Here is a 21,101-nt window from a genome sequence, read left to right as displayed (position 1 = left end):
ACATAGCCCCTAACTTAGTGAGAGAAGCTGGCACCATATAACGGTTAACTAAAAAATGAAATAGTTTTGCTACAAATCAAGGTACAGGTATGTAATTTGTGCATTACATATCCGTTTAAGGCTATGGAAACTTTACATAAAAAAGCCGGCGAATGCCGGCTTAAGGTAAATGTAACTTAACGACTAACGTTATTCGTCGTCTTCTACCAGCGTCATCAGTGAGGTATTTCCGCCCGATGCTGTGGTATCGATACTGATCGTTTTCTCTGTAACCAGACGGCTGATCAGCGTGTCGTAGTATTCTGCGCTGATCACCGGCAGGATAGCGCCTTTACGCGCAGCCAGCTGCTGACTGAAGTAACCCAGGCGCGAAGAGCGCGCGGCAACTACGGCACCCGCCAGGTGAGGATGCGCCAGGATAGCTTGTAGCTGATTTGGCTTAGCAACCTGGAATACCCCTTCGGCAACGCCGGTGGCGATAAACTTATCGCGAAACGCCTGCGCTTCCTCGTAGAACAGCTCAGAGGCAACGGTGATCACTGTGTTACCCGCCGCCAGTGCGGTGATAATCGACAGCGCCCAGAAGTTAAACGAGGTACTCTTATCGGCATAACACACCACACAACCGCGCGGTTCAAGGTGCAGGGTGTTAGACTCACCCGTTGGCCCAGGCAATACGATGTGTGAACGCATACGCTTTTCAAGGCGGTTAAGCTGTGCACGGGCATCTGCCAGTGTCAACGCTAAATCGTCCGCCAGCTCGTCGATGATTTCAACTGTGGCGACTTTAGCAAGCAGCTGACGTACCGCAGAAACACGGTCATTCAGCGGTGTAGCACGCCAGATCTTCTCGTCGCGCAGTGAGTTTTGCATCAAAGCTTCGACCTGCTCAACGGCACCCGGGAAGTGGTGTGTTTCCAGCTCATCCGGTGTCAGGTTGGTCATCTGTACGTTATCCGGAGACGCTTTTTCTTTCACCAGGCGCAGCAGATAGTTTGGACCACCCGCTTTAGGGCCTGTACCAGACAGACCACGACCACCGAACGGCTGCACACCAACGATGGCGCCGATCATGTTGCGGTTAACATAAACATTACCCGCGCGAGACATCTTCGCCAGGTACTCACAGCGTGATTCGATACGTGAGTGAACCCCCATGGTCAGGCCGTACCCTGTGCCATTGATCTGGTCAATTACCTTATCCAGCTCTTCGCCCTTGAAGCGGATAATATGCACTACCGGACCGAAGACTTCACGTTTAAGTACAGACAAGTCAGAGATTTCATACAAGCGCGGCGCAAAGAAGTAAGCACCGTTCTCGCTGTTATCCGGGGTCTTCGCTTCGAACAACAGCTTGCCGTTGCTCTTCATATAATCAACATGCTTAGTCAGCGTGTTCAGGGCTTTCTCGTCGATCACCGGGCCAACGTCCGTCGACAACATGGCCGGATCGCCAACATGCAGCTCCTGCAATGCACCTTGCAGCATCTTGATGATGCCATCAGCGACATCGTCTTGCAGGAACAATACTCGCAGTGCAGAACAACGCTGACCGGCGCTTTGGAAACCTGATGAAATCACATCATCCACAACCTGCTCTGGCAGAGCCGTAGAGTCAACCACCATACAGTTCTGACCACCGGTTTCTGCGATCAGTGGTACCTGAATGTCGTTACGTTCAGCCAGAATTTGCGAGATCAAAGTACCGGTTTCAGTAGAACCTGTGAACATCACGGCCTGAATACGCTCATCCGGTACAATGTGCTTACCAACTTCACTACCTCGGGCAATCACTGGCTGTACAACGTGCTCTGGCAAGCCGACAGTACGCATCAATTCGATACAACGCAGGGCAATCATACTCGTCTGTTCAGCAGGTTTAGCAATAACCGTATTACCCGTCACAATGGCAGCGGCAACCTGGCCAAGGAAAATCGCCAGCGGGAAGTTCCACGGGCTGATACATAAAATAACGCCACGGGCTTCAAAACGTTCATCTTTCGACAGCTCTTCGGCACGCGCAGCATAGTAGCGACAGAAGTCGACGGCTTCACGGACCTCATCTATGCCATCCTGAGTGATTTTACCGGCTTCTTTGATACAGATAGCTACCAGCTCATCGTGGTGACGCTCAAGAATATCGCCAACGCGGCGCAGCAGATCCGCACGCTCTTTTACAGGCGTTTGTGACCACTCGGCAAAGGCATTTTCGGCATTGCTCAGAATGCTTTGCATGTAGGCGTCATCGTGCATTGGAACATGGCCGACAATTTCTGTGTGATTGGCCGGGTTACGCACGGCCATACGGCTCTCAGGCACGTCGCTTTCTTCAATGCGGTGTTCGTTGAACCAGTTGTCCAGATTCTCTTTAAATGGCGTCAGTACATTGATATCAGTCAGATCCATACCTTTTGAGTTGGCACGCTCATCACCGTATAGCTCGATAGGCAGGCTGATCTGCTTGTTGTACTTATTGCGCAGGCCTTGCAGGGTTTCAACCGGATCTGGCAGTAGTGACTCAACAGGCTTAGTGGTGTCTACAATGGCGTTTACGAAAGAGGAGTTTGCACCGTTTTCAAGCAGACGACGTACCAGATAAGCAAGTAAGTCTTCGTGATGGCCAACCGGGGCATAAACACGGCACTGAATGCCTTCGCTGGTCACGATTTGGTCAAACAGTGACTCACCCATACCATGCAGGCGCTGGAACTCAAACCCGGTGTTGTCGCCTTTCGCGACTTCCAGGATAGTGGCTGCAGTGTAAGCGTTATGTGTGGCAAACTGCGGGAACAGCACATCACGGGCTTCTAACAGCTTGATGGCACACGCTTTGTACGATACGTCTGTGGTTGCTTTACGGGTAAATACCGGGAAGTGGTCCAAACCATCTTGCTGTGTGGTCTTAACTTCGGTATCCCAGTAGGCGCCTTTTACCAGACGAACCATTAGTTTGCGGCCAACGCGGCGCGCCAGGTCGGCAACCCACTCAACAACAAAAATAGCACGCTTCTGATAAGCCTGTACGGCCAGGCCAAAGCCATTCCAGCCGTCCAGTTCAGGATCAGAGAATACCGCTTCAATCACGTCCAGAGAAATATCCAGTCGATCTGCTTCTTCGGCATCGACAGTAAAGCCAATATCATATTGTTTGGCAGCCAAGGCCAGCTCTTTCAGCTTAGGCACCAGCTCGTCCATTACGCGGTCGCTGTGAGAGAACTCATAGCGAGGGTGGATTGCAGAGAGCTTAACAGAGATACCCGGGCTTTTAATTGGCCCACGTCCTGCTGCGGCTTTACCGATAGCGTGGATCGCATTCATATAACTTTGATAGTAACGCTCTGCATCGGCCATAGTGCGGGCGCCTTCGCCCAGCATATCGTACGAGTACACATAGCCTTTTTGTTCTTTTTCTGCGGCGCGGGTGATAGCGTCTTGGATGGTTTCACCCATAACAAACTGCTTACCCATGATCTTCATAGCGAAGTTTACCGACTTGCGGATCACCGGCTCACCCAGGCGGCCAATGGTACGCTTTAGTACACCAAACTGCTCTTCCTGGTTTTTGTCGCTGTAGTTGACCATTTTACCGGTGACCAGCAGGCCCCAGCTTGAAGCGTTTACGAACAGCGAGTCGCTGCTGCCTAAGTGTGAACTCCAGTCACCTTTAGCCAGCTTGTCGCGGATAAGTTGATCCTGAGTTTCTTTATCTGGCACGCGCAGCAGGGCTTCTGCCAGACACATCAATACCACGCCTTCTTCTGATGACAGAGAGAATTCGTTCAGCAGTGCGTCTACACCATTCTGGCCATCCTGATCGCGACGAATATTGAGCACCATCTGGCGCGCTCTTTCCCAGGCACGGCTACGTGCAGTTACACCCACTTCGGCCAGGGGCAGAATATGGTCGATAACTTCGTTTTCATCGATGCGGTAAAAATCGCGGATCTTCTGTCTGATAGGACAAGTGGTTGTCAAATCGCCGTTATAAAGCATAACTCAGCCTCATAAAATAAGAGTCAAAAATGATTGTAAATTGAACAGCTTAATGTAGCGGTGCGAGCAAGGTTGGTAAGCGCTTGCTAGCGGGTTGTAACTTTTAAACGTTACAGAGCACCTACAAGAAGTATCAATTACGACAATATGATGCGGTCATAATGCTAACCTTAACACACCTCAGTGTGTGTTCAACTTTTAGCCAGTCTCGCGTTCAATAAAATCTAGCGCCACGGATAAGTCTGAGGTGTGGCGGTTACGTCAAATTTCGGGGACATTCTATCGAAAAGACAGCAGAATATGCTGTCTTATTTTTTTTGATTACGGTAAATTTGCGGGTAATTGCCAAGCTGTGCAGAATTATATGCTGAATGACCACTTCAATTAAAACGCGGGTGCTCGACAGGATTGATATGGCGATCCTGGACATCCTGCAAAAAAACGCCCGTATTTCCAATGTAAATCTGGCTAAAGCCGTCAACCTGAGCCCCAGCCCTTGTTTGGATCGAGTAAAAAAGCTCGAGGCGGAAGGCTATATCGAGGGCTATGCTGCCCGCTTAAATGCCGCCAAACTGGGCCAGCACTTGGTGGCCCATGTTGAGATCACGCTCAAAAGCTCAACCGAGTCGGTATTCGAGACGTTTAAACAGCATGTGCTGGAGATCCCCAACGTGGTGGCCTGCGATATGGTGGCAGGCGGGTTCGACTACCTATTAAAGATCCGGGTACAGGATATGCGCCAGTATCGTGAGGTGTTGGGGCAGATTGTTGAAATACCGGGGGTTGGTACCAATCACACTTATATGGTGATTGAACACATCAAAGAAGATATGGGTGTGGAAGTGCTGAACTTTCAGTGATCCGAGCCCGGATGCATCCAATTTAGATAAAAATATCGGGGTTTCATATTTTGTAACAAGCTTTTGGCCGCAAGTTAGCTGTAATTAGGAACAGAATTGTTATTATAAATGAGATAAAATAACAAAATGAACTTGTGAGGCTTATGAAACTCAAGCACTTAGTTGCCGCCATTGCGGCTGTGGCAGCGCCGCTGGCCGCTGCTTACCAAACTGAGGATACGCGCCTGCTGCGTTTCCCGGATATTCACCAGGACAAGGTCACCTTTGTATATGGTGGTGATATTTACATTGCCGATACTAAATCGGGCAACAGCACCCGTCTGACCGACCACGTTGGTTTTGAGGCTTTCCCTAAATTTTCGCCGGACGGAAAGCGCATTGCCTTTGCTGCCCAGTACAATGGCAGCCGTCAGATTTATGTGATCAATGCCGATGGCTCTGACCTCAAGCAGCTGACCTATTATAATGATGTGGGCCCCATGCCACCACGCGGCGGCTTTGATTACCGAGTGTTTGACTGGACACCGGATGGTAAGCACATTGTGTTTCGCGCCAACCGTACCCCTTGGGGTAAGCGCATGGGTCGCCCCTACATGATCCCCGCAGATGGCGGACTGGAGCAGCCACTGGCTATTCCTGAAAGCGGTGGCGGTATGCTGTCGCCTGATGGCAAAAAGTTTGTGTATACGCCCATAGATCGTGAATTCAGAACCTGGAAACGCAGCCGGGGCGGTCGTGCCCAGGATGTCTGGGTGTATGACCTGGAAAACAACACCTCAAAACAGCTGACTGAGCACAGAGCGACGGATCAGCAGCCAACCTGGGTAAATGACAGCATTTACTTTGTCTCTGACAGAGATTATACCCTGAATCTTTACAAATACCGTGATGGCAAAGCACCGGTGAAAATGACCAACCACAGTGACTATGACGTACTGTGGCCATCGGCCGGACCAAATGCCATTGTGTATGAAAATGGCGGTTATCTGTATCGTTTTGATGAGGCAACCAAAGCTACAGAAAAGCTGACCATTAATGTGCCTGGGGTACGCAAGTACGCTATGCCTTATACCAAAAATGTTAGCAAGTTCATTGATTCAATGGATGTGTCGCACGATGGTAAGCGGGCGTTGTTTACTGCGCGGGGTGAAGTTTTCTCAGTACCGGTTGAGCAGGGTACAACACGCAACCTGAGTATGACGGCACAGGGGCGCGAAATTGCGGCCAGCTGGTCACCAAACGGTCGTTACATTGCATATATGAGCGATGCCACGGGTGAGTATGAGATCTACCTGAAAGACCGCGCCAACAACAACGCAGTTAAGCAGCTTACCAACAACGGCACCATCTGGCGATTTGACCCAATCTGGTCGGCCGACAGCTCAAAGCTGTTGTTTGCCGATAAAAATCACACTATGTGGTGGCTGGATGTTAAATCGGGCGAATTACACAAAATAGATACCGGTAAGTATGATGACGATGGCATCACTCAGTACACCTGGTCGCCAAACAGCGAAGATCTGATCTTTGTGAAGAACAATGCCAACCGATACGCCTCTTTGTGGCATTACAACACCCGGAGCAAAACGCTCAGTCGCCTGACGGATGATATGACCAGCGAGCAGAACCCGGCTTTCTCTCCGGATGGTCAGTACTTGTATTTCACTTCAGAGCGCGATTTTAATCTGACTTTCAGCTCCTATGAGTTCGCTTATTTGTATAACGATGCAACGCGCCTGTATGCGGTTGCTGTGAACGATAAGGTCGCCTCGCTGACGCAATTTAGCAGCGACGAAGCTGCGATTGTCAGTGACGAAAAAGATGACAAAGCCGATGAGGGTAAAGCCGACAATCAGCTCCAGGTTGAGGGCTTTATGTCACGGGTTGTGGCACTGCCAGCGAAAGCGGGCAGCTATAATGACTTGGCTGGCGTTAAAGACGGTGTACTGGCATTGTCTGAGGGCGCATTGCAGCTGATCCCGAATAAACAAGACGGTAAAGTGCAAACGGTCGCTAAGGGTGTTCAGGCCTACAAGCTGGCGGCAGGTGGCGCGCACCTGATTGTTCGAGCTGGCGGTAAATACAGTGTGATTAAGCCCCAGGCCAAGCAAGATCTGAAAGCAACACAACTTGATCTTGGCAACATGACGCTGAAGATAGACCCTAAAGTTGAGTGGCAACAAATGTATGTGGAAGGCTGGCGCACACTCAGAGACTGGTTCTATGATGAAAATCACCATGGTCAGGACTGGGATGCCATACTAAAACGCTATCAGCCAATGGCCGATGCCGTGGCACACCGCAACGATCTGGACTATGTATTGAGCGAAATTGCTGGTGAAATCAATGCCGGTCATATATATGTTCAGTCTGGTGATGAGCCAAAAGCCAAGCGCAAGAAACATGGCCTGTTGGGCGCTCAGATCAGTGCCCACAGCTCAGGCTTTGTGCGCATCGAAAAAATCTACCAGGGTGAGAACTGGCATGAAGAATTCCGCTCGCCGTTAGATGAGCCCGGTGTAAATGCCAGTGTAGGCGACTACATAGTCTCGGTGAATGGTCGTGCGGTTAATACCGTCAGTAATTTCTACGAGCTGCTGGAAAATACCCAGGGTACACAGGTTGAGCTGCGCCTTAACAACACACCGAGCCTGGAAGGCGCCTGGCAGGTGACTGTCAAGCCAAGTGCCAGTGAGAGCGGCCTGCGCTATCTGGAATGGGTGCATTCTCGTATGGCTTATGTAGACAAGTTATCGGGTGGCCGCATTGGCTACGTTCACTTGCCAAATACGCTGTTTGAAGGCAACCGTGCCATGTTTAAGCACTTTATGCCCCAAACAACCAAAGATGCCCTGATCATCGACGACCGCTACAACGGTGGTGGCTTTATCCCTGAGCACATGATCACCTGGCTGGCGCGTAAACCGTTGAACTACTGGAAGCGTCGTGGCGTGGAGCCGACGAAAACCCCACAGTTTGCTCACGATGGTCCTAAGGCTATGTTGATCAATGGTTACTCCAGCTCAGGTGGTGACGCACTACCTTATTACTTCCGCCAGGCGGGATTAGGTAAACTGATTGGGACCCGTACCTGGGGTGGTCTGATCGGTATCTCTGGTAACCCGAGCCTGGTCGATGGTGGTCAGGTGATCGCGGCGACTTTCCGTATTCTCGATACCGAGGGTAACTGGATCATTGAAGATGTGGGTGTCAGCCCGGACATTGAAGTGATCGACCGTCCGGAGCTTATCCATGCAGGTAAAGATCCGTCAGTAGAACGTGCCGTTGAGGAGCTGCTTAAAGAAATGAAAGCAAATCCGAAGCAGCCGCTCACTGTGCCGCCAGCGCCTACAGAGTTTGGTCGCTAAACAAGCGAGTGAGTATTTGATGAAAAAGCGTTGAGTCTGATAGATTCAATGCATATCAATTAAAAAGGGGTGCTAGGCACCCCTTTTTATTAGCAAACAGGTGTAAGGAAAAAATAATAATGAAAAAGGTGGTGTTAATCACAGGTGCCAGCCGGGGAATTGGCGCGGCAGCCGCGAACTTTCTGGCTGAGCAGGGCTACCAGGTGGCGATTAATTACAAATCGAATCATGCGGCTGCTGAGCAGGTGGTTGCTCAGATCCGCGCCCTGGGTGGTATTGCCCAGCGCTTTGCGGCCGACATCAGCGATGAATCGCAGGTAGTTGAGCTGTGTGATGAAATCAAAATGCAGCTGGGTCCAATTTCACACCTGGTCAATAATGCCGGTGTGCTGGCCACTCAAATGCGCGTGGAAGAGATGACCGCAGAGCGCATTAATCAGATGTTATGTACTAATGTGACCCCGTACTTTATCTGTGCCAGAGAAGTACTGAAACAGATCCGTGCCCATCATCAGCCGGACCAATGTGCCATAGTCAATGTCTCATCGGCGGCTTCTTATCTGGGCGGTGCCAATGAATATGTTGATTATGCGGCGGCAAAAGGTGCCATTGACAGCTTCACGCGAGGTTTGTCTCTGGAACTGGCTGCAGAAGGGATCCGGGTCAATTGTGTACGTCCGGGCTGCATTTATACCGATATTCATGCCGATGGCGGTGAGCCTGGCAGAGTTGATAGACTCGCTTCACTCCTGCCACTACAAAGAGGCGGCAAACCCGAAGAAGTCGCCAGTGCCATCGCCTGGTTGCTCAGTGAGCAGGCAAGCTACGCGACTGGTACTTTTATTGATTTAGCGGGTGGTAAGTAGCTTAAAATAATAGCTGGTGGCATGATAGGGTACCTTGTTGAGTGCTGGTACTTGGTACCCTGTAAGCTAACCTGACTCTTCCTCGCCATTGGCATAGTCTGCCATCCTCAGTCCATTGAGTATTAACTAAAGGTAGACGGCGCACTTCCTGTGCGCCAGCATGAATGGGTGCCCCCAAAACTTCTTTTTTCTTTTGCTTACGTGCTTTTAATATTAGCCTTTATTTCGAAAGGATATAACCAAAAGAACTGTCACAGCTATGGCGACACTTAGTGTATAGTCATATAAGTTTTCTGTGTTTAATGTGAGTAAGTCATCAAATACTGACTTCACCAGAAAAGTACAACCAGCGACTGCAAAAAGTTGTAAGTACCTATTCATTGGATCCTCGTAAACTCCTTGTATTACAATTGCGACCTTTTTTATTTTACGTAGTAATACAGAGTATTTTGCTCTGCGCCACTGTAAGTTCCATGGCTGTAAGGCCATACATCGAATTTAACGCTGTGTTGGTATAAGGACGCGCCTGCGCGCAGGTAGCCATCGCCTCGGCTGGTAGATTTTATGCTCAAAGCAATAAATGAGTAATCTAATCCTGACATGCTACAGCCAGTATTTTCGTTATGCCATAATACGGCAATGTCGTAAGGTACTTGAGGCTCAGTTAAGTCATTATTTTGTTTTACAGAAATACAGTTTGCGTTTACGAGTTTGCTTTTGCTTATTTGTGAAACCTTGCTGTGTTCATCAACAAACATCATACCCGTTGTCATGTTGTCACGAATGGCCTGCCATTGATCATTTGCAAGTACACCGACCGTGTTTAAGGTAACAGGTGAGGTATGTACGATACTCTCAAGTCCATCGCTATGATGCGCAACTAACGCCCAGCCACCGTTATTTTGTGTCATTTCACAGTATGCGCTAAACGGTGCAATGCCATTGTCACCATCAGGGTCAATTTCGTAGAAACCAGAACCAGCCGCAGGGTTGTCCTGCTTAATGGTGGCGCAGGTAATGCCATTTGCTGGGTTTGGCTCTTCAGTTGGTACTTCAGGTGTGCCATTGCCTACAAAACCGCCATAGTATTCTAATTCTGAAATCACACGATAGTTATGCCCGTGCGTAGAGTGGATCTTCAACCTGACGTATTTACCGATTGCTGGCTGTGTAAGTTCTACGGTTTGATCATAACTTCTGGTTAGGGTAAATGACTCATGATCAATAAAGTTGGTATTATCATCAGACACTTGTAACGTGATATCTTTTACACCCATACCAAGGTCAGCAGCACTGTTATGCACCATAAGTCTAAATGACGTAATGTAAGCTTGTTTCTCAAAGGCAACTTGAAGCCAGTGTTCCTGAACCACAGTACTTAGCCAAATACCTCGTTTAATCTTTCCTTCAGTGGCGTCATTATTTACCAGTGTTGAATTGTTATAGCCGTCGAATGCACCAGAGGCACTATCCGCATAGTAGCTTTGGCTAGTCGTGTAAGATGATTCGGTTAAGCCATTTGAACCGATTAAAGCGATGTTCCCGTATTGGCCTGTTTTATCACCAGGCTCAATCGTGAATGTGCTGGAGGTTTCCAAGCGAAGCGACATGGTATCTTTACCGTAGTGGGTGATGTCTTGCGCAAACAGTTTGTTTTTTAAATTTAGAATGTTCACCACTTCCAATACATGGTTTGTCTCGGAGTCTTTAGATTGTTCTTCTTGTATAAAAAGCTTGCCGTTTAGGGTTTGAAAACCGGTTTGATTGGTTGCTTGATGTGTTAGGTTATAAGCTAGGTTTTCATTGGTAAAACCATTATTAGTTTCTTTGTAGATAGCAAGATAACCAATGGTTTCTTCTGCATGTGTGCTGCCAAGTTCTTGCACTTCTAAGTCTGCACCTAGAGTCAGTTTCGAAACGCTAGAGGCACGTAATGTATATGCATCACTGCGGTTTTGAGTTTGGCCACTCAGGAGTACATTAGGGGTATGCGCAAAGCTTTCTTTAAAAAATAGCTGAGCATTGCCACTTTTAAGGTTAAATTTGCCAGCTTCCCATATGCTGCCATCGTCAAGCTGGTGGCGGCCATTTTCAACAACTAAAAACGATACACGTTCCTCTTCATGCATGCCATCAAGATATGGCCACTCTTTAAATTGCACATCAAAACTTGTCGAGGTCACATTCGAAATGGAAACAACACCCGGTTCACTGTCATTGAGTGTTGGCACCGATGAAATAATAACGGGATCAGTGTAACCGTTAAATGTAATGGTTTGTTTTTCATTGGTAACTGCAATATCTTCAATTAATGTAAATGCGTGCGCGCTATTCACTATGATGGTAATGAGTATTGCAACTATTCCAAGTATTGCCCTCATGCAGGCTCCTTTTTATAAGTAAAAAGGAAATTGAATCAGGGGGTTAATCTAAAGTCAACAATCTTTGAATTTTGCTTCTGTAACCGGTCTGATTGCAAAGGTTTATTTACATACTTGTCACCCATATACCTTTTATAGGTATTTGGTGGAAAGCTCACAACCTCACTGGTTCTCGCTTCAGCTAATTACCTAGATTAGTGAGTAGAGTAAATCAAAATGGAGGGGGCCTTTACCCTATAATCGCTCGCACTGTTCTGGGCTGGCTCATCGCTTTTGATACCAATGGTCGCAGTACTCTGTCATTACCTGCTTTCGCCTCATTACGTCATGAAGCTCTTTTATATGGCTGCCTGTTAAGCGGTCAGTGAACAGGCAAGCCGCTTAAAATAATAGCTGGTGGCATACAGAGTACCTTGTTGATCACTAACAAAGTGTGGGATCTCTGCGCTTTTGGTAAAGCCAACGGCCTGATAAAACTGTTCCGACTTATCACCACTTTGTGTATCCAACACTAAGAGCCTAATGCCCAGCTGACTGGCATAGGTTTCAAGGTGATGCATCAGTGATTGGGCAATGCCCTGACGCTGATAATCCGGATGTACGATCAGCTTTTCTACTTCTGCACGATGCTGGCCATTTTGTTTTTGGCAAGGTACTAGTTGCACCGAGGCAACCAACTGTTGGTTGAGGTAAGCGCCCAGCAAGAGGCGCTTACTCTCTTTGAGTTCAGTGTTGACCTGAGACCAGTAGTCGGCCACGTCCGCGTCACAAAGCGGGTGGTAGAACCCCAGGGATGCGCCCTGAGCAACACAGGCTTGCAATTGCCAGGCAAGTGCTTGCTGCTGCTCCGCAGTAAGTTGTGCCAGGGGTTCAATTATGAGTGGCATAGCTATCCTTTTGTATACAAGCCAGTTCTTCGCGGATCTGACGAAGTTGAGATTCGAGTTGCTGTTTTTGTTGTAAAAGCTGCGAATAGCGTGTACCGGGCTGTTTACCCCGAAGTGCCCTGTAAAGCGTGCGCTGGGATAAGGCAAACTGGCTGGCCGCTTCATGAATGGTCAGTTGCTGGCTTTGTACCATATGCACCGCACGCATCACACTGGGGTGCGTGGAAGAGAGTTTGGCGGCCATCTTAGCTTTCCTCACTATTAAACTGTTGGTCCTGCAGTGGCCATACACTGCAGTCTACTCGCCAGATCAAACTTAAGGTGTCGATAAATGTATGGAGCATGTTTTCATTCCTTCCAAGTTGATACAGGTTAACAAGGAAGAACTATGCCAAAAATATAATGCCAATATTTTCAGTTGGTTAATGAAAAATAAAGACATAATGAGCGTGATTGTGCACTTGACTAAAGCAGCAAGCTCACAAACATGGTGCAGTATCTGAGGGAGATTCAGTGTGCAAAGATTAGCTGGAAATCTCTTTGCTCAGAGCGTGGCTACTTTTTACAAATAGTCACGCTCAACCCGGTATTTAAATCTGATTAATCCTTTTTCGAGCATGACCAGCGTGGTCAAAAGTACCAGCAATATCCAGATCCATGTGTTTCCATGTTGGCTATACCAGCTGTTTCCGCTCACCAGTTTTACGTCCAGTAACATGGTTTCCTCAACAAACTGAGGGAGCGTATGCTGAGTCTGGCTGAGTGGATCGTAAATTCCACTGATCCCATTGTTGGTTACTCTGATCAGAGGGCGTTGTAGCTCCAGCGCACGCATGCGGGCTATTTGCATATGCTGATGCGGGCCGTGCGAATCACCAAACCAGGCGTCGTTACTCACGGTAAAGAGTATATCCGACTCACTGGTGTAGTTGTTTCTCACCAGTTCGCTGAAGGCAATTTCATAGCAGATAGCAGGTAAAATATGCAGTCCATTGGCTATCAGATTCGGCTGCTGCGCTTCGCCTCGCGAGAAGGACGACATAGCCAGGTTGAACAACGGCGCAATCGGTCGCAACCACTTCTCGAATGGGACAAACTCTCCGATGGGCAGCAACTGGTGCTTCTGATAACGGTTGGGATGCAAGTAGCGATAGTGACCTTGCTCATCGTCTGCGTGCTGTTTACCAACCACAATCAGAGTGTTATAGACATTGCGGGTATCAAATTGATAATCCGGGATGCCGGTAATGAGTGCGCTTTGATTAAACGCGGCGGCTTTATCCAGATTGTGTAAAAAGTCGAACGCTAAGTCTTCCAGCTCAGGAATGGCGGCTTCCGGCCAGACAACTAAGTCGGCCTGCTGCCACAATGGGCGGGTCATATCCTGATATTTAGACATAGTCGGCCAAAACTGCTCAGGCTCCCAGCGCAGGCTTTGCTGAATATTGCCCTGAACCAGTAAGGTTCGGGTTTGCTCGCCGTTATAGTGCACCGGATTATCCGCTAGGCGTGTAAACAGGATGAGTGCCAGCACAGGTAGCAGGGCAATCATGGTCAGCTGATAGCGCCTTTGCCAGAGCAGGTAGTACAGCAGCGCACCAAATAACACGCACACCAGGGTCAGGCCAAACTCGCCAATCCAGGGAGCAAGCATGTTAAGTGGTGCGTCGGTCTGGCTATAGCCAAAGCTCAGCCACGGAAACCCGGTCAGTAAGGTGCCACGCAGGTATTCAAATATTGCGAATCCACTTAGCAGCAGCGCAATGCGTTGCCAGGGCTTATCCGAAAAACGTGTTGCCAGCGCAAAGGCCAGCGCAGGGTAAATCGCCAGATAGGCACAGAGCAGGCCCATTAATAACAGCGAAGCTGGTAAAGGTAACCCCCCGAACTGAGCAATGGAAACATGTACCCAGCTTATTCCGGCTGCAAACCAGCCAAAGCCAAATAAAAAGCCATATTTAGCGGCGTGTCGGGTTGTGGGCTGATCGGTGACAAAACACGCTACTGCGAGCGCTACAAAAGTCAGGGGCCAGAGGCCAAACGGGGCATAACTAAAGGTCAGTGAGGCACCGCTAAGCAGTGCCAGCCACGCAAACTTGTCTTTTAGTAAGGTGGCGAGTTTATTCGAAAATGTCTTCAACATGTTCAGCTTTTGGCATGGTCACCTGTAACTGCAAAATACGGCGATTGTCCGAGTTGGTAACCTTGAACTGCAATGGTGCAATATCAATGGTTTCGCCCCGGCTTGGCATATGGCCAAAAGCATGCAAGATGATCCCGCCTATGGTGTCTGCTTCTTGCGTGTCATATTCCGTTTTAAAGAAGTCGTTGAATTCATCCAGTGGGGTCAGCGCCTGAACGTTGAACACGTGTTTAGAAAGCTGGCGAATGGCCTGCTGTTCGTCTTCATTGTCATGCTCATCTTCGATTTCACCTACGATGGTCTCCAGAATATCTTCGATGGTCACCAGGCCCGAAACACCGCCGTACTCATCGATGACAATGGCCATATGATAGCGTTTTTGACGAAACTCATTGAGCAGTGCGTCAACACGTTTACTTTCTGGCACCACAACGGCAGGTCGCAAGTATTCACGGATGGTTGGCAGTTCACTGTCGCGCTGAACAATCAGCGGTAGCAGATCTTTGGCCAGTAAAATGCCTTCGACATGATCTTTGTCTTCGCAAATGACTGGAAAGCGCGAATGGCTGGATTCAACCATAGCGGGTAACTGCGACTCCAGGTCCTGATCAATATCCAGCGTCACCATTTGTGAGCGCGGGATCATGATGTCACGGACTTTCAGTTCAGAGACACTGAGTACGCCTTCCATCATGTCTTTGGTTTCAGGGTCGATCAGGGCTCGTTCCTGTGCGTCGGCAATTACTTCTACCAACTCTTCTTTATTTTGGGGTTCCCCTTGCAGCATCTGAGTGATGCGTCCCAGCCAGGTCTTGCTCGAAGAACCCTGACTACTTTGCGAGTTTTCGTCGCTCATTGCGGTGTGTTACTCCAGTCGGTTAAACGTCATCTCGATATGGGTCAGCAATGCCCAGATCGGCTAAGAATTCTTTTTCAAGACTTTCCATTTCATCGGCGTCCTGTTCATTTATATGGTCAAAGCCCAACAAATGCAAGCACCCGTGTACCACCATATGGGCAAAATGATCATGGAAAGTTTTTTCCTGTTCTTCGGCCTCACGAAAAACCACCTGAGGACAAATAATTAGGTCGCCAACTAAAGGCAGCTCAATCCCAGGCGGCGCTTCAAAAGGAAAAGACAGCACATTGGTTGGCTTGTCTTTACCACGGTACTGACTGTTCAGTTCCTGGCTTTCTGCTTCGTCTGCAATTCGTATGGTGACCTCGGCCTCTTCCTTATACGCAAGGAGTGCTTTTTCGGCCCATAACTGAAATTGTTCAGCAGAGGGCAGGTTGGCGAAGTCACTGGCAATCTGTAGATCTACCTCAAGCGACATTATGAGCGCTCCTCATCGTTGGCGTTTGGCTGTGTATCAGCCGGCGCGGTATTGGCCTGTGCCTGTAATCTTGCCTGCTGTTTGTTAAACTTTTCCTTTCGCTCGGCTTCTTCTTTTTTCTCGTAGGCCTCAACAATGCGTGCCACCACAGGGTGACGCACTACATCATGAGACTTGAAGAAGTTAAACGAAATCTCGTCTACCTCACCCAACACATCAATGGCATGGCGCAGACCAGAGCGCGCTCCGCGTGGTAAATCCACCTGAGTGATGTCACCGGTGATCACCGCTTTGGAATTAAAGCCAATCCGGGTCAGGAACATTTTCATCTGTTCTGTGGTGGTGTTCTGGCTTTCATCCAGAATAATAAAGGCATCGTTCAGTGTACGACCACGCATGTAGGCCAGTGGTGCAACCTCTATCACGTTCTTTTCGATCAAACGCTCAACTTTTTCAAAGCCCAGCATTTCGAACAGGGCGTCGTACAGCGGGCGCAAATAAGGGTCTATCTTTTGCGTCAGGTCACCGGGTAAGAAACCGAGCTTTTCGCCAGCTTCAACGGCCGGACGAGTCAGCAGAATACGACGAATTTCCTGACGCTCAAGGGCATCTACCGCCGCGGCTACCGCCAGGTAGGTTTTACCTGTGCCCGCCGGACCAATTCCAAAGCAGATGTCATGGGTCAGAATATTGGCCACATACTGGCTCTGGTTGGGGTTACGAGGCTTAACCACACCACGACGTGTTTTGATAAACACTTCTTTTTCCCACACATCCGGGGCTTCCTGCTCCAGGCAGTTCGCTTCGGTGATAGCCAGGTGAACCTGATCCGGTTCGATATCCGCAAATTTACCGCGCACAGGCTGGGTTTCGACATACAGAGATTTTAAGATGTCGACGGCGGCTTTTGCCACAACCGGCTGGCCGGTCACTTTAAACCAGTTATCTCTGTGGGTAATTTCTATGCCCAGACGACATTCGATTTGCTTCAGGTTGTCATCAAAAGGCCCGCATAAAGAAGATAGGCGGTGATTGTCGGAGGGTTCCAGATAAAATTCGATATTCTTGACTTGGTTACTCAAAACAACTTCCTAATAACAAGACGCCAGCATCAGCTGGCGTCGAAATTCCAAGACTAAGGCGTAAAGGTCGCTACACCCAGTTCGTTGGCTTCAGGTTCTGCCGGGGCACGATTTAAGATATCAGATGGCGCCACATCACGGCGTAAGTCCATCTCAGCTTCGGTCCTGATCAGCTCACCACGTAGCGAGTTTGGCAGTGCTTCTGTGATACGTACATCAACAAACTGACCGATCACTGAGTGAGGACCTTCAAAGTTCACTACTCGGTTGTTCTCGGTACGGCCACGTAATTCCATCGGATTCTTTTTCGACGGGCCTTCGACCAAAATACGCTGCTCAGTGCCATGCATTTTGCGGCTGATATCCTGCGCCATTTGATTAATGCGGTTTTGTAGCAAGTACAAACGCTCTTTCTTTTCCTGCTCGGTAACATCGTCAGGCAGGTCAGACGCTGGCGTGCCCGGACGCGCTGAATAGATAAAGCTGAAGCTCATATCAAAGCCAATGTCGTTGATAAGATTCATGGTCGCTTCGAAGTCAGCTTTGCTTTCGCCCGGGAAGCCAATGATAAAGTCAGAACTCATGCTCAGGTTCGGACGGATCTTGCGCAGCTTGCGGATAGTCGACTTGTACTCAAGGGCCGTGTGGCCACGCTTCATCAGGTTCAGAATGCGGTCTGAGCCACTTTGAACCGGCAAGTGCAGGTGATCAACCAGCTCAGGTACGTCTGCGTATGCGTCGATGATGTCTGGTGTGAACTCAACCGGGTGTGAAGTGGTGTAACGAATACGGTCGATGCCATCAATGGCCGCCACAAAGCGTAGCAGATCAGAGAAATAGCAAATTTCGCCATCGTGCATTTCGCCGCGATAGGCATTTACGTTCTGACCCAACAAGTTCACTTCACGCACACCTTGCTCTGCCAGCTGGGCAACTTCAAGTAAAACATCATCAAGGGGACGGCTTACTTCTTCACCACGAGTATAAGGTACAACGCAGAAAGTACAGTATTTAGAGCAGCCTTCCATAATGGATACGAACGCACTTGGGCCTTCCGCTTTTGGCTCTGGCAGGCGGTCAAATTTTTCGATTTCCGGGAATGAAATATCGACCACAGAGCCTTGTTTGCTCTGCACTTGTTTGATCATCTCTGGCAGACGGTGCAAAGTTTGCGGGCCAAATACGATATCAACAAAAGGCGCGCGTTGACGAATGGTGTCGCCTTCCTGAGACGCCACACAGCCACCGACGCCAATCACCAGATCCGGGTTGTCGTCTTTGAGTAGCTTCCAGCGACCCAGTTGATGGAATACTTTTTCCTGTGCTTTTTCACGAATTGAACAGGTATTGAGTAGGATCACATCCGCTTGCTCAGCTTCTTCTGTTAGCTGATAGCCGTTGGTGGAGTCAAGCAGATCCGCCATTTTCTGGGAGTCATACTCGTTCATCTGACAGCCCCAGGTTTTGATATGCAACTTTTTACTCATTGAAATAATGCCTCGTTTTCAACTCGGTGAATAGCACGGTGTGCGACGCTAAAACAACTAATATCACTAAGCCGACCCGCTTATCACCTGTGCCAATACAGAGTATAACCTGTATCTTTGCCAGGATCTTGCGTGAAATTAGTTTAAAGGACGCGTATTTTATATGACCTAATGACACTAGCCAAGTATAGTTTTTAACTTTAGAAACCAAGATCAAGGCAACTTGTATTTGCTCGGCTACACTATGCAGGGCTGTGAACCTTTCACAGCGAATTGGGTTACAATAGCAGGATATGACTTAGCAAGCAGAACTAAGGAAAAAGGGTATGAAAAACAAAGTGCTGATAGTAGGTGGTGGCATGGTTGGCGCAGCAGCCGCCGTCAAGCTCGCACAGCAAGGCCTGACAGTCACTGTGCTCGAAACGCATCCATTGGATGCCATGCAAGCACTAACGGACGAGACCATAGATATTCGAGTCTCAGCCATTAATCGCTTGTCAGAAGCTTTGCTGGATGAACTCCAGGCAATGCCGTTGCTGCGCAATGCCAGGTTGGCACCGTATCAGCAGCTCGAAGCGTATGAGCAGGAAAATAACAGCCTGCTATTTGATTGCGAGGAGCTGGCTGCAACGCATTTAGGCCACATTGTTGAAAACCGTCTTATCCAGGCCAGTTTATGGGCACAGTTTGAACGCCTTGGTATTAAGGTCGAACAGGTTTCTGGTACGCCTCAGGCAATCAAACAAAATACTGATTCGGTTGAGTTGATTTACCCGGAGCAAAGTTATCAGGCCGATTTACTCTTGGCTGCTGACGGTGGACGCTCGGTGGTACGCAAACTGGCTGGCATTGGGGTGACCGGTTGGCAATATCAGCAGCATTGTATGGGTGTGCTGATCAAACTGGATGCGCCACAGCAGGTAAAAACCTGGCAGCAGTTTAAGCCGTCCGGGCCGATTGCCTTTTTGCCCATGCAATACCCGTATGCCAATCTTATTTGGTATCACCATGGTAATGAGCTGGCGCAGATGACGACGTTATCGAATGCGCAGTTAAAGCAGGAGATACAAAATCACTTTTTTGATTTACCCGGTGAGTTCGAGGTTTTACAAAGCGCGGTATTTCCACTGGCCAGACAACATGCCAATCAATACCATCAGGGGCGTGTCGTCCTGATTGGCGACTCAGCACATACCATCAACCCGCTGGCAGGGCAGGGCGTTAATTTAGGGTTCAAAGATGTGGCTGCGCTGGCAAGCGCACTGGAAGGCGCTGAGGACATTGGTAATGCCGCCTTGCTGCGTCGCTATGAGCAGAGCCGTCGTAACGATAATCTGATGATGATGAGCATGATGGACGCCTGCTACTTTGGCTTCTCTAACGAAATTGCACCTTTAAGGCATTTACGCAACCTGGTGTTAAAAGTGGCTAATCATGCTGGCCCAATTAAACGTGAAGTATTGAAACATGCTATGGGTGGCGTCGTTTAGACGTCATTCATGACAGGAATAGCAAATAGCAAAGTAATGAAACAAAATTAACTGAAAATTACGAAGAAGATGGGAAAGTAATTAAGATATATCGGAAGAGTAATAAGAGAGTTGAAATTGTCTTTGAACTAAATGGTGCGGAAGGAGAGACTTGAACTCTCACAACCGAAGTTACAGAAACCTGAATCCTGCGCGTCTACCAATTCCGCCACTTCCGCATCGTATATTTAGTTCATCAATGAAAAAGAAACCTGAATCCTGCGTCTCATTCGACAACAGCCAACTCTGCTACTTTTGCATCGTATATTTAGTTCATCAATGAAAAAGAAACCTGAATCCTGCGTCTCATTCGACAACAGCCAACTCTGCTACTTTTGCATCGTATATTTAGTTCATCAATGAAAAAGAAACCTGAATCCTGCGTCTCATTCGACAACAGCCAATTCTGCTACTTTTGCATCGTATATTTAGTTCACTAATGAAAAAGAAACCTGAATCCTGCGTCTTAATCGACAACAACTAATTTTGCTACTCTCGCATCGTATATTTAATTTTTAAAAAAGAAGAAAAGTTTCAAGATAAGAGTTAAATGGTGCGGAAAGAGAGACTTGAACTCTCACAACCGAAGTTACAGAAACCTGAATCCTGCGCGTCTACCAATTCCGCCACTTCCGCATCAAATTGTATCTCTTAAAGAAGAGATGGCTGGAGTACCAGGATTTGAACCTGGGAATGGCGGGATCAAAACCCGCTGCCTTACCGCTTGGCGATACTCCAGCAATAATTCAAATCTTGAATCCAGATAAATCTAAGAGATAATATCCTTCTTCTTAACGCTTGATACTACAGAAATAAAAAGCGTAATCAAGAGTTTTAGTTCTAACTTGAAGAACATGGTGCGGAAGGAGAGACTTGAACTCTCACATCCGAAGATACTGGAACCTAAATCCAGCGCGTCTACCAATTCCGCCACTTCCGCATATTTTTCGCTTTGATATTGGAACCTAAATCCAGCGTCTAGTTCAAGACATCTGGCCAATTCCGCCACTTCCGCATCAAATTGTATCTCTCAAAGGAGAGATGGCTGGAGTACCAGGATTTGAACCTGGGAATGGCGGGATCAAAACCCGCTGCCTTACCGCTTGGCGATACTCCAACGAAAAGTTGATTATTTTAGTTCTTATCGAGAACATGGTGCGGAAGGAGA

At 48.4% G+C, this 21,101-nt stretch carries 13 protein-coding genes and 5 tRNA genes; 4 read left to right on the top strand and 14 right to left on the bottom strand.

Features of this window, described 5'->3' with window-relative positions:
* Positions 1-189: 189 nt before the first annotated feature.
* On the bottom strand, positions 190-3,993 hold the full coding sequence (gene putA / locus TW77_RS00090; protein WP_046002934.1) for a bifunctional proline dehydrogenase/L-glutamate gamma-semialdehyde dehydrogenase PutA: 3,804 nt from the start codon (positions 3,991-3,993) through the stop codon (positions 190-192).
* 371 nt (positions 3,994-4,364) lie between these two features.
* Between putA and TW77_RS00085 the strand changes: the two genes are divergently transcribed.
* From TW77_RS00085 to TW77_RS00075, 3 genes are all read left to right on the top strand, one after another.
* A complete protein-coding gene (locus TW77_RS00085) occupies positions 4,365-4,853 on the top strand; it encodes a winged helix-turn-helix transcriptional regulator (RefSeq protein WP_046002933.1) in 489 nt (162 codons plus the stop codon).
* Positions 4,854-4,996: 143 nt separating this feature from the next.
* On the top strand, positions 4,997-8,221 hold the full coding sequence (locus TW77_RS00080) for a S41 family peptidase (protein WP_046002932.1): 3,225 nt from the start codon (positions 4,997-4,999) through the stop codon (positions 8,219-8,221).
* Positions 8,222-8,340: 119 nt separating this feature from the next.
* Entirely contained in the window at positions 8,341-9,087 is a 747-nt protein-coding gene (locus tag TW77_RS00075; RefSeq protein ID WP_046002931.1) for an SDR family oxidoreductase, read from the top strand.
* Positions 9,088-9,509: 422 nt separating this feature from the next.
* On the opposite strand, the gene TW77_RS00070 is transcribed toward TW77_RS00075, so the two are convergent.
* The 8 genes from TW77_RS00070 to miaB all read right to left on the bottom strand — a co-directional run bounded on the left by TW77_RS00070 (position 9,510) and on the right by miaB (position 18,404).
* Positions 9,510-11,468, bottom strand: coding sequence for a discoidin domain-containing protein (locus TW77_RS00070; protein WP_046002930.1), 1,959 nt, complete (start codon positions 11,466-11,468; stop codon positions 9,510-9,512).
* A gap of 353 nt (positions 11,469-11,821) precedes the next feature.
* Positions 11,822-12,355, bottom strand: coding sequence for a GNAT family N-acetyltransferase (locus TW77_RS00065; RefSeq protein WP_052712976.1), 534 nt, complete (start codon positions 12,353-12,355; stop codon positions 11,822-11,824).
* Positions 12,339-12,599 (bottom strand): helix-turn-helix domain-containing protein, encoded by a 261-nt coding sequence (locus tag TW77_RS00060; protein ID WP_046002929.1) that lies wholly within the window; start codon positions 12,597-12,599, stop codon positions 12,339-12,341. Before TW77_RS00060 ends, TW77_RS00065 begins: the two co-directional genes overlap by 17 nt.
* Before the next feature lie 318 nt (positions 12,600-12,917).
* On the bottom strand, positions 12,918-14,498 hold the full coding sequence (lnt, locus tag TW77_RS00055; protein WP_046002928.1) for an apolipoprotein N-acyltransferase: 1,581 nt from the start codon (positions 14,496-14,498) through the stop codon (positions 12,918-12,920).
* Positions 14,476-15,354: a CNNM family magnesium/cobalt transport protein CorC gene (gene corC, locus TW77_RS00050; protein WP_046002927.1), complete on the bottom strand. Its 879-nt coding sequence runs from the start codon at positions 15,352-15,354 to the stop codon at positions 14,476-14,478. The genes lnt and corC overlap by 23 nt, the downstream gene beginning before the upstream one ends.
* Before the next feature lie 22 nt (positions 15,355-15,376).
* On the bottom strand, positions 15,377-15,835 hold the full coding sequence (ybeY, locus tag TW77_RS00045; protein WP_046002926.1) for an rRNA maturation RNase YbeY: 459 nt from the start codon (positions 15,833-15,835) through the stop codon (positions 15,377-15,379).
* Positions 15,835-16,917, bottom strand: coding sequence for a PhoH family protein (locus tag TW77_RS00040; protein ID WP_046002925.1), 1,083 nt, complete (start codon positions 16,915-16,917; stop codon positions 15,835-15,837). The genes ybeY and TW77_RS00040 overlap by 1 nt, the downstream gene beginning before the upstream one ends.
* A gap of 53 nt (positions 16,918-16,970) precedes the next feature.
* Positions 16,971-18,404 carry a tRNA (N6-isopentenyl adenosine(37)-C2)-methylthiotransferase MiaB gene (gene miaB / locus TW77_RS00035; RefSeq protein WP_046002924.1) on the bottom strand — a complete coding sequence of 478 codons (1,434 nt, stop codon included), beginning with the start codon at positions 18,402-18,404 and terminating at the stop codon, positions 16,971-16,973.
* Positions 18,405-18,730: 326 nt separating this feature from the next.
* On the opposite strand from miaB, the gene TW77_RS00030 reads away from it, so the two are divergent.
* A complete protein-coding gene (locus TW77_RS00030; protein WP_046002923.1) occupies positions 18,731-19,894 on the top strand; it encodes an FAD-dependent oxidoreductase in 1,164 nt (387 codons plus the stop codon).
* 133 nt (positions 19,895-20,027) lie between these two features.
* On the opposite strand, the gene TW77_RS00025 is transcribed toward TW77_RS00030, so the two are convergent.
* The 5 genes from TW77_RS00025 to TW77_RS00005 form a co-directional block, all read right to left on the bottom strand.
* A tRNA-Leu gene (locus tag TW77_RS00025) sits at positions 20,028-20,112 on the bottom strand.
* 372 nt (positions 20,113-20,484) lie between these two features.
* A tRNA-Leu gene (locus TW77_RS00020) sits at positions 20,485-20,569 on the bottom strand.
* 27 nt (positions 20,570-20,596) lie between these two features.
* Positions 20,597-20,671: transfer RNA gene (locus TW77_RS00015), tRNA-Gln, on the bottom strand.
* A 117-nt stretch (positions 20,672-20,788) separates the two neighbouring features.
* Positions 20,789-20,873 (bottom strand) — tRNA-Leu (locus tag TW77_RS00010).
* A 102-nt stretch (positions 20,874-20,975) separates the two neighbouring features.
* Positions 20,976-21,050: transfer RNA gene (locus TW77_RS00005), tRNA-Gln, on the bottom strand.
* Between the last annotated feature and the right edge of the window lie 51 nt (positions 21,051-21,101).

The sequence above is a fragment of the Pseudoalteromonas rubra genome (genome assembly GCF_000967655.1).
Taxonomy (GTDB): domain Bacteria; phylum Pseudomonadota; class Gammaproteobacteria; order Enterobacterales; family Alteromonadaceae; genus Pseudoalteromonas; species Pseudoalteromonas rubra_A.
This window is presented reverse-complemented; position numbering and strand designations above follow the sequence as displayed.

Coding starts and splice junctions, on each gene's coding strand:
- TW77_RS00080 (WP_046002932.1), top strand. CDS start 4,997: ATGAAACTCAAGCACTTAGTTGCCGCCATTGCGGCTGTGGCAGCGCCG.
- TW77_RS00070 (WP_046002930.1), bottom strand. CDS start 11,468: ATGAGGGCAATACTTGGAATAGTTGCAATACTCATTACCATCATAGTG.
- TW77_RS00085 (WP_046002933.1), top strand. CDS start 4,365: ATGACCACTTCAATTAAAACGCGGGTGCTCGACAGGATTGATATGGCG.
- TW77_RS00060 (WP_046002929.1), bottom strand. CDS start 12,599: ATGGCCGCCAAACTCTCTTCCACGCACCCCAGTGTGATGCGTGCGGTG.
- TW77_RS00075 (WP_046002931.1), top strand. CDS start 8,341: ATGAAAAAGGTGGTGTTAATCACAGGTGCCAGCCGGGGAATTGGCGCG.
- miaB (WP_046002924.1), bottom strand. CDS start 18,404: ATGAGTAAAAAGTTGCATATCAAAACCTGGGGCTGTCAGATGAACGAG.
- lnt (WP_046002928.1), bottom strand. CDS start 14,498: ATGTTGAAGACATTTTCGAATAAACTCGCCACCTTACTAAAAGACAAG.
- putA (WP_046002934.1), bottom strand. CDS start 3,993: ATGCTTTATAACGGCGATTTGACAACCACTTGTCCTATCAGACAGAAG.
- corC (WP_046002927.1), bottom strand. CDS start 15,354: ATGAGCGACGAAAACTCGCAAAGTAGTCAGGGTTCTTCGAGCAAGACC.
- ybeY (WP_046002926.1), bottom strand. CDS start 15,835: ATGTCGCTTGAGGTAGATCTACAGATTGCCAGTGACTTCGCCAACCTG.
- TW77_RS00065 (WP_052712976.1), bottom strand. CDS start 12,355: ATGCCACTCATAATTGAACCCCTGGCACAACTTACTGCGGAGCAGCAG.
- TW77_RS00030 (WP_046002923.1), top strand. CDS start 18,731: ATGAAAAACAAAGTGCTGATAGTAGGTGGTGGCATGGTTGGCGCAGCA.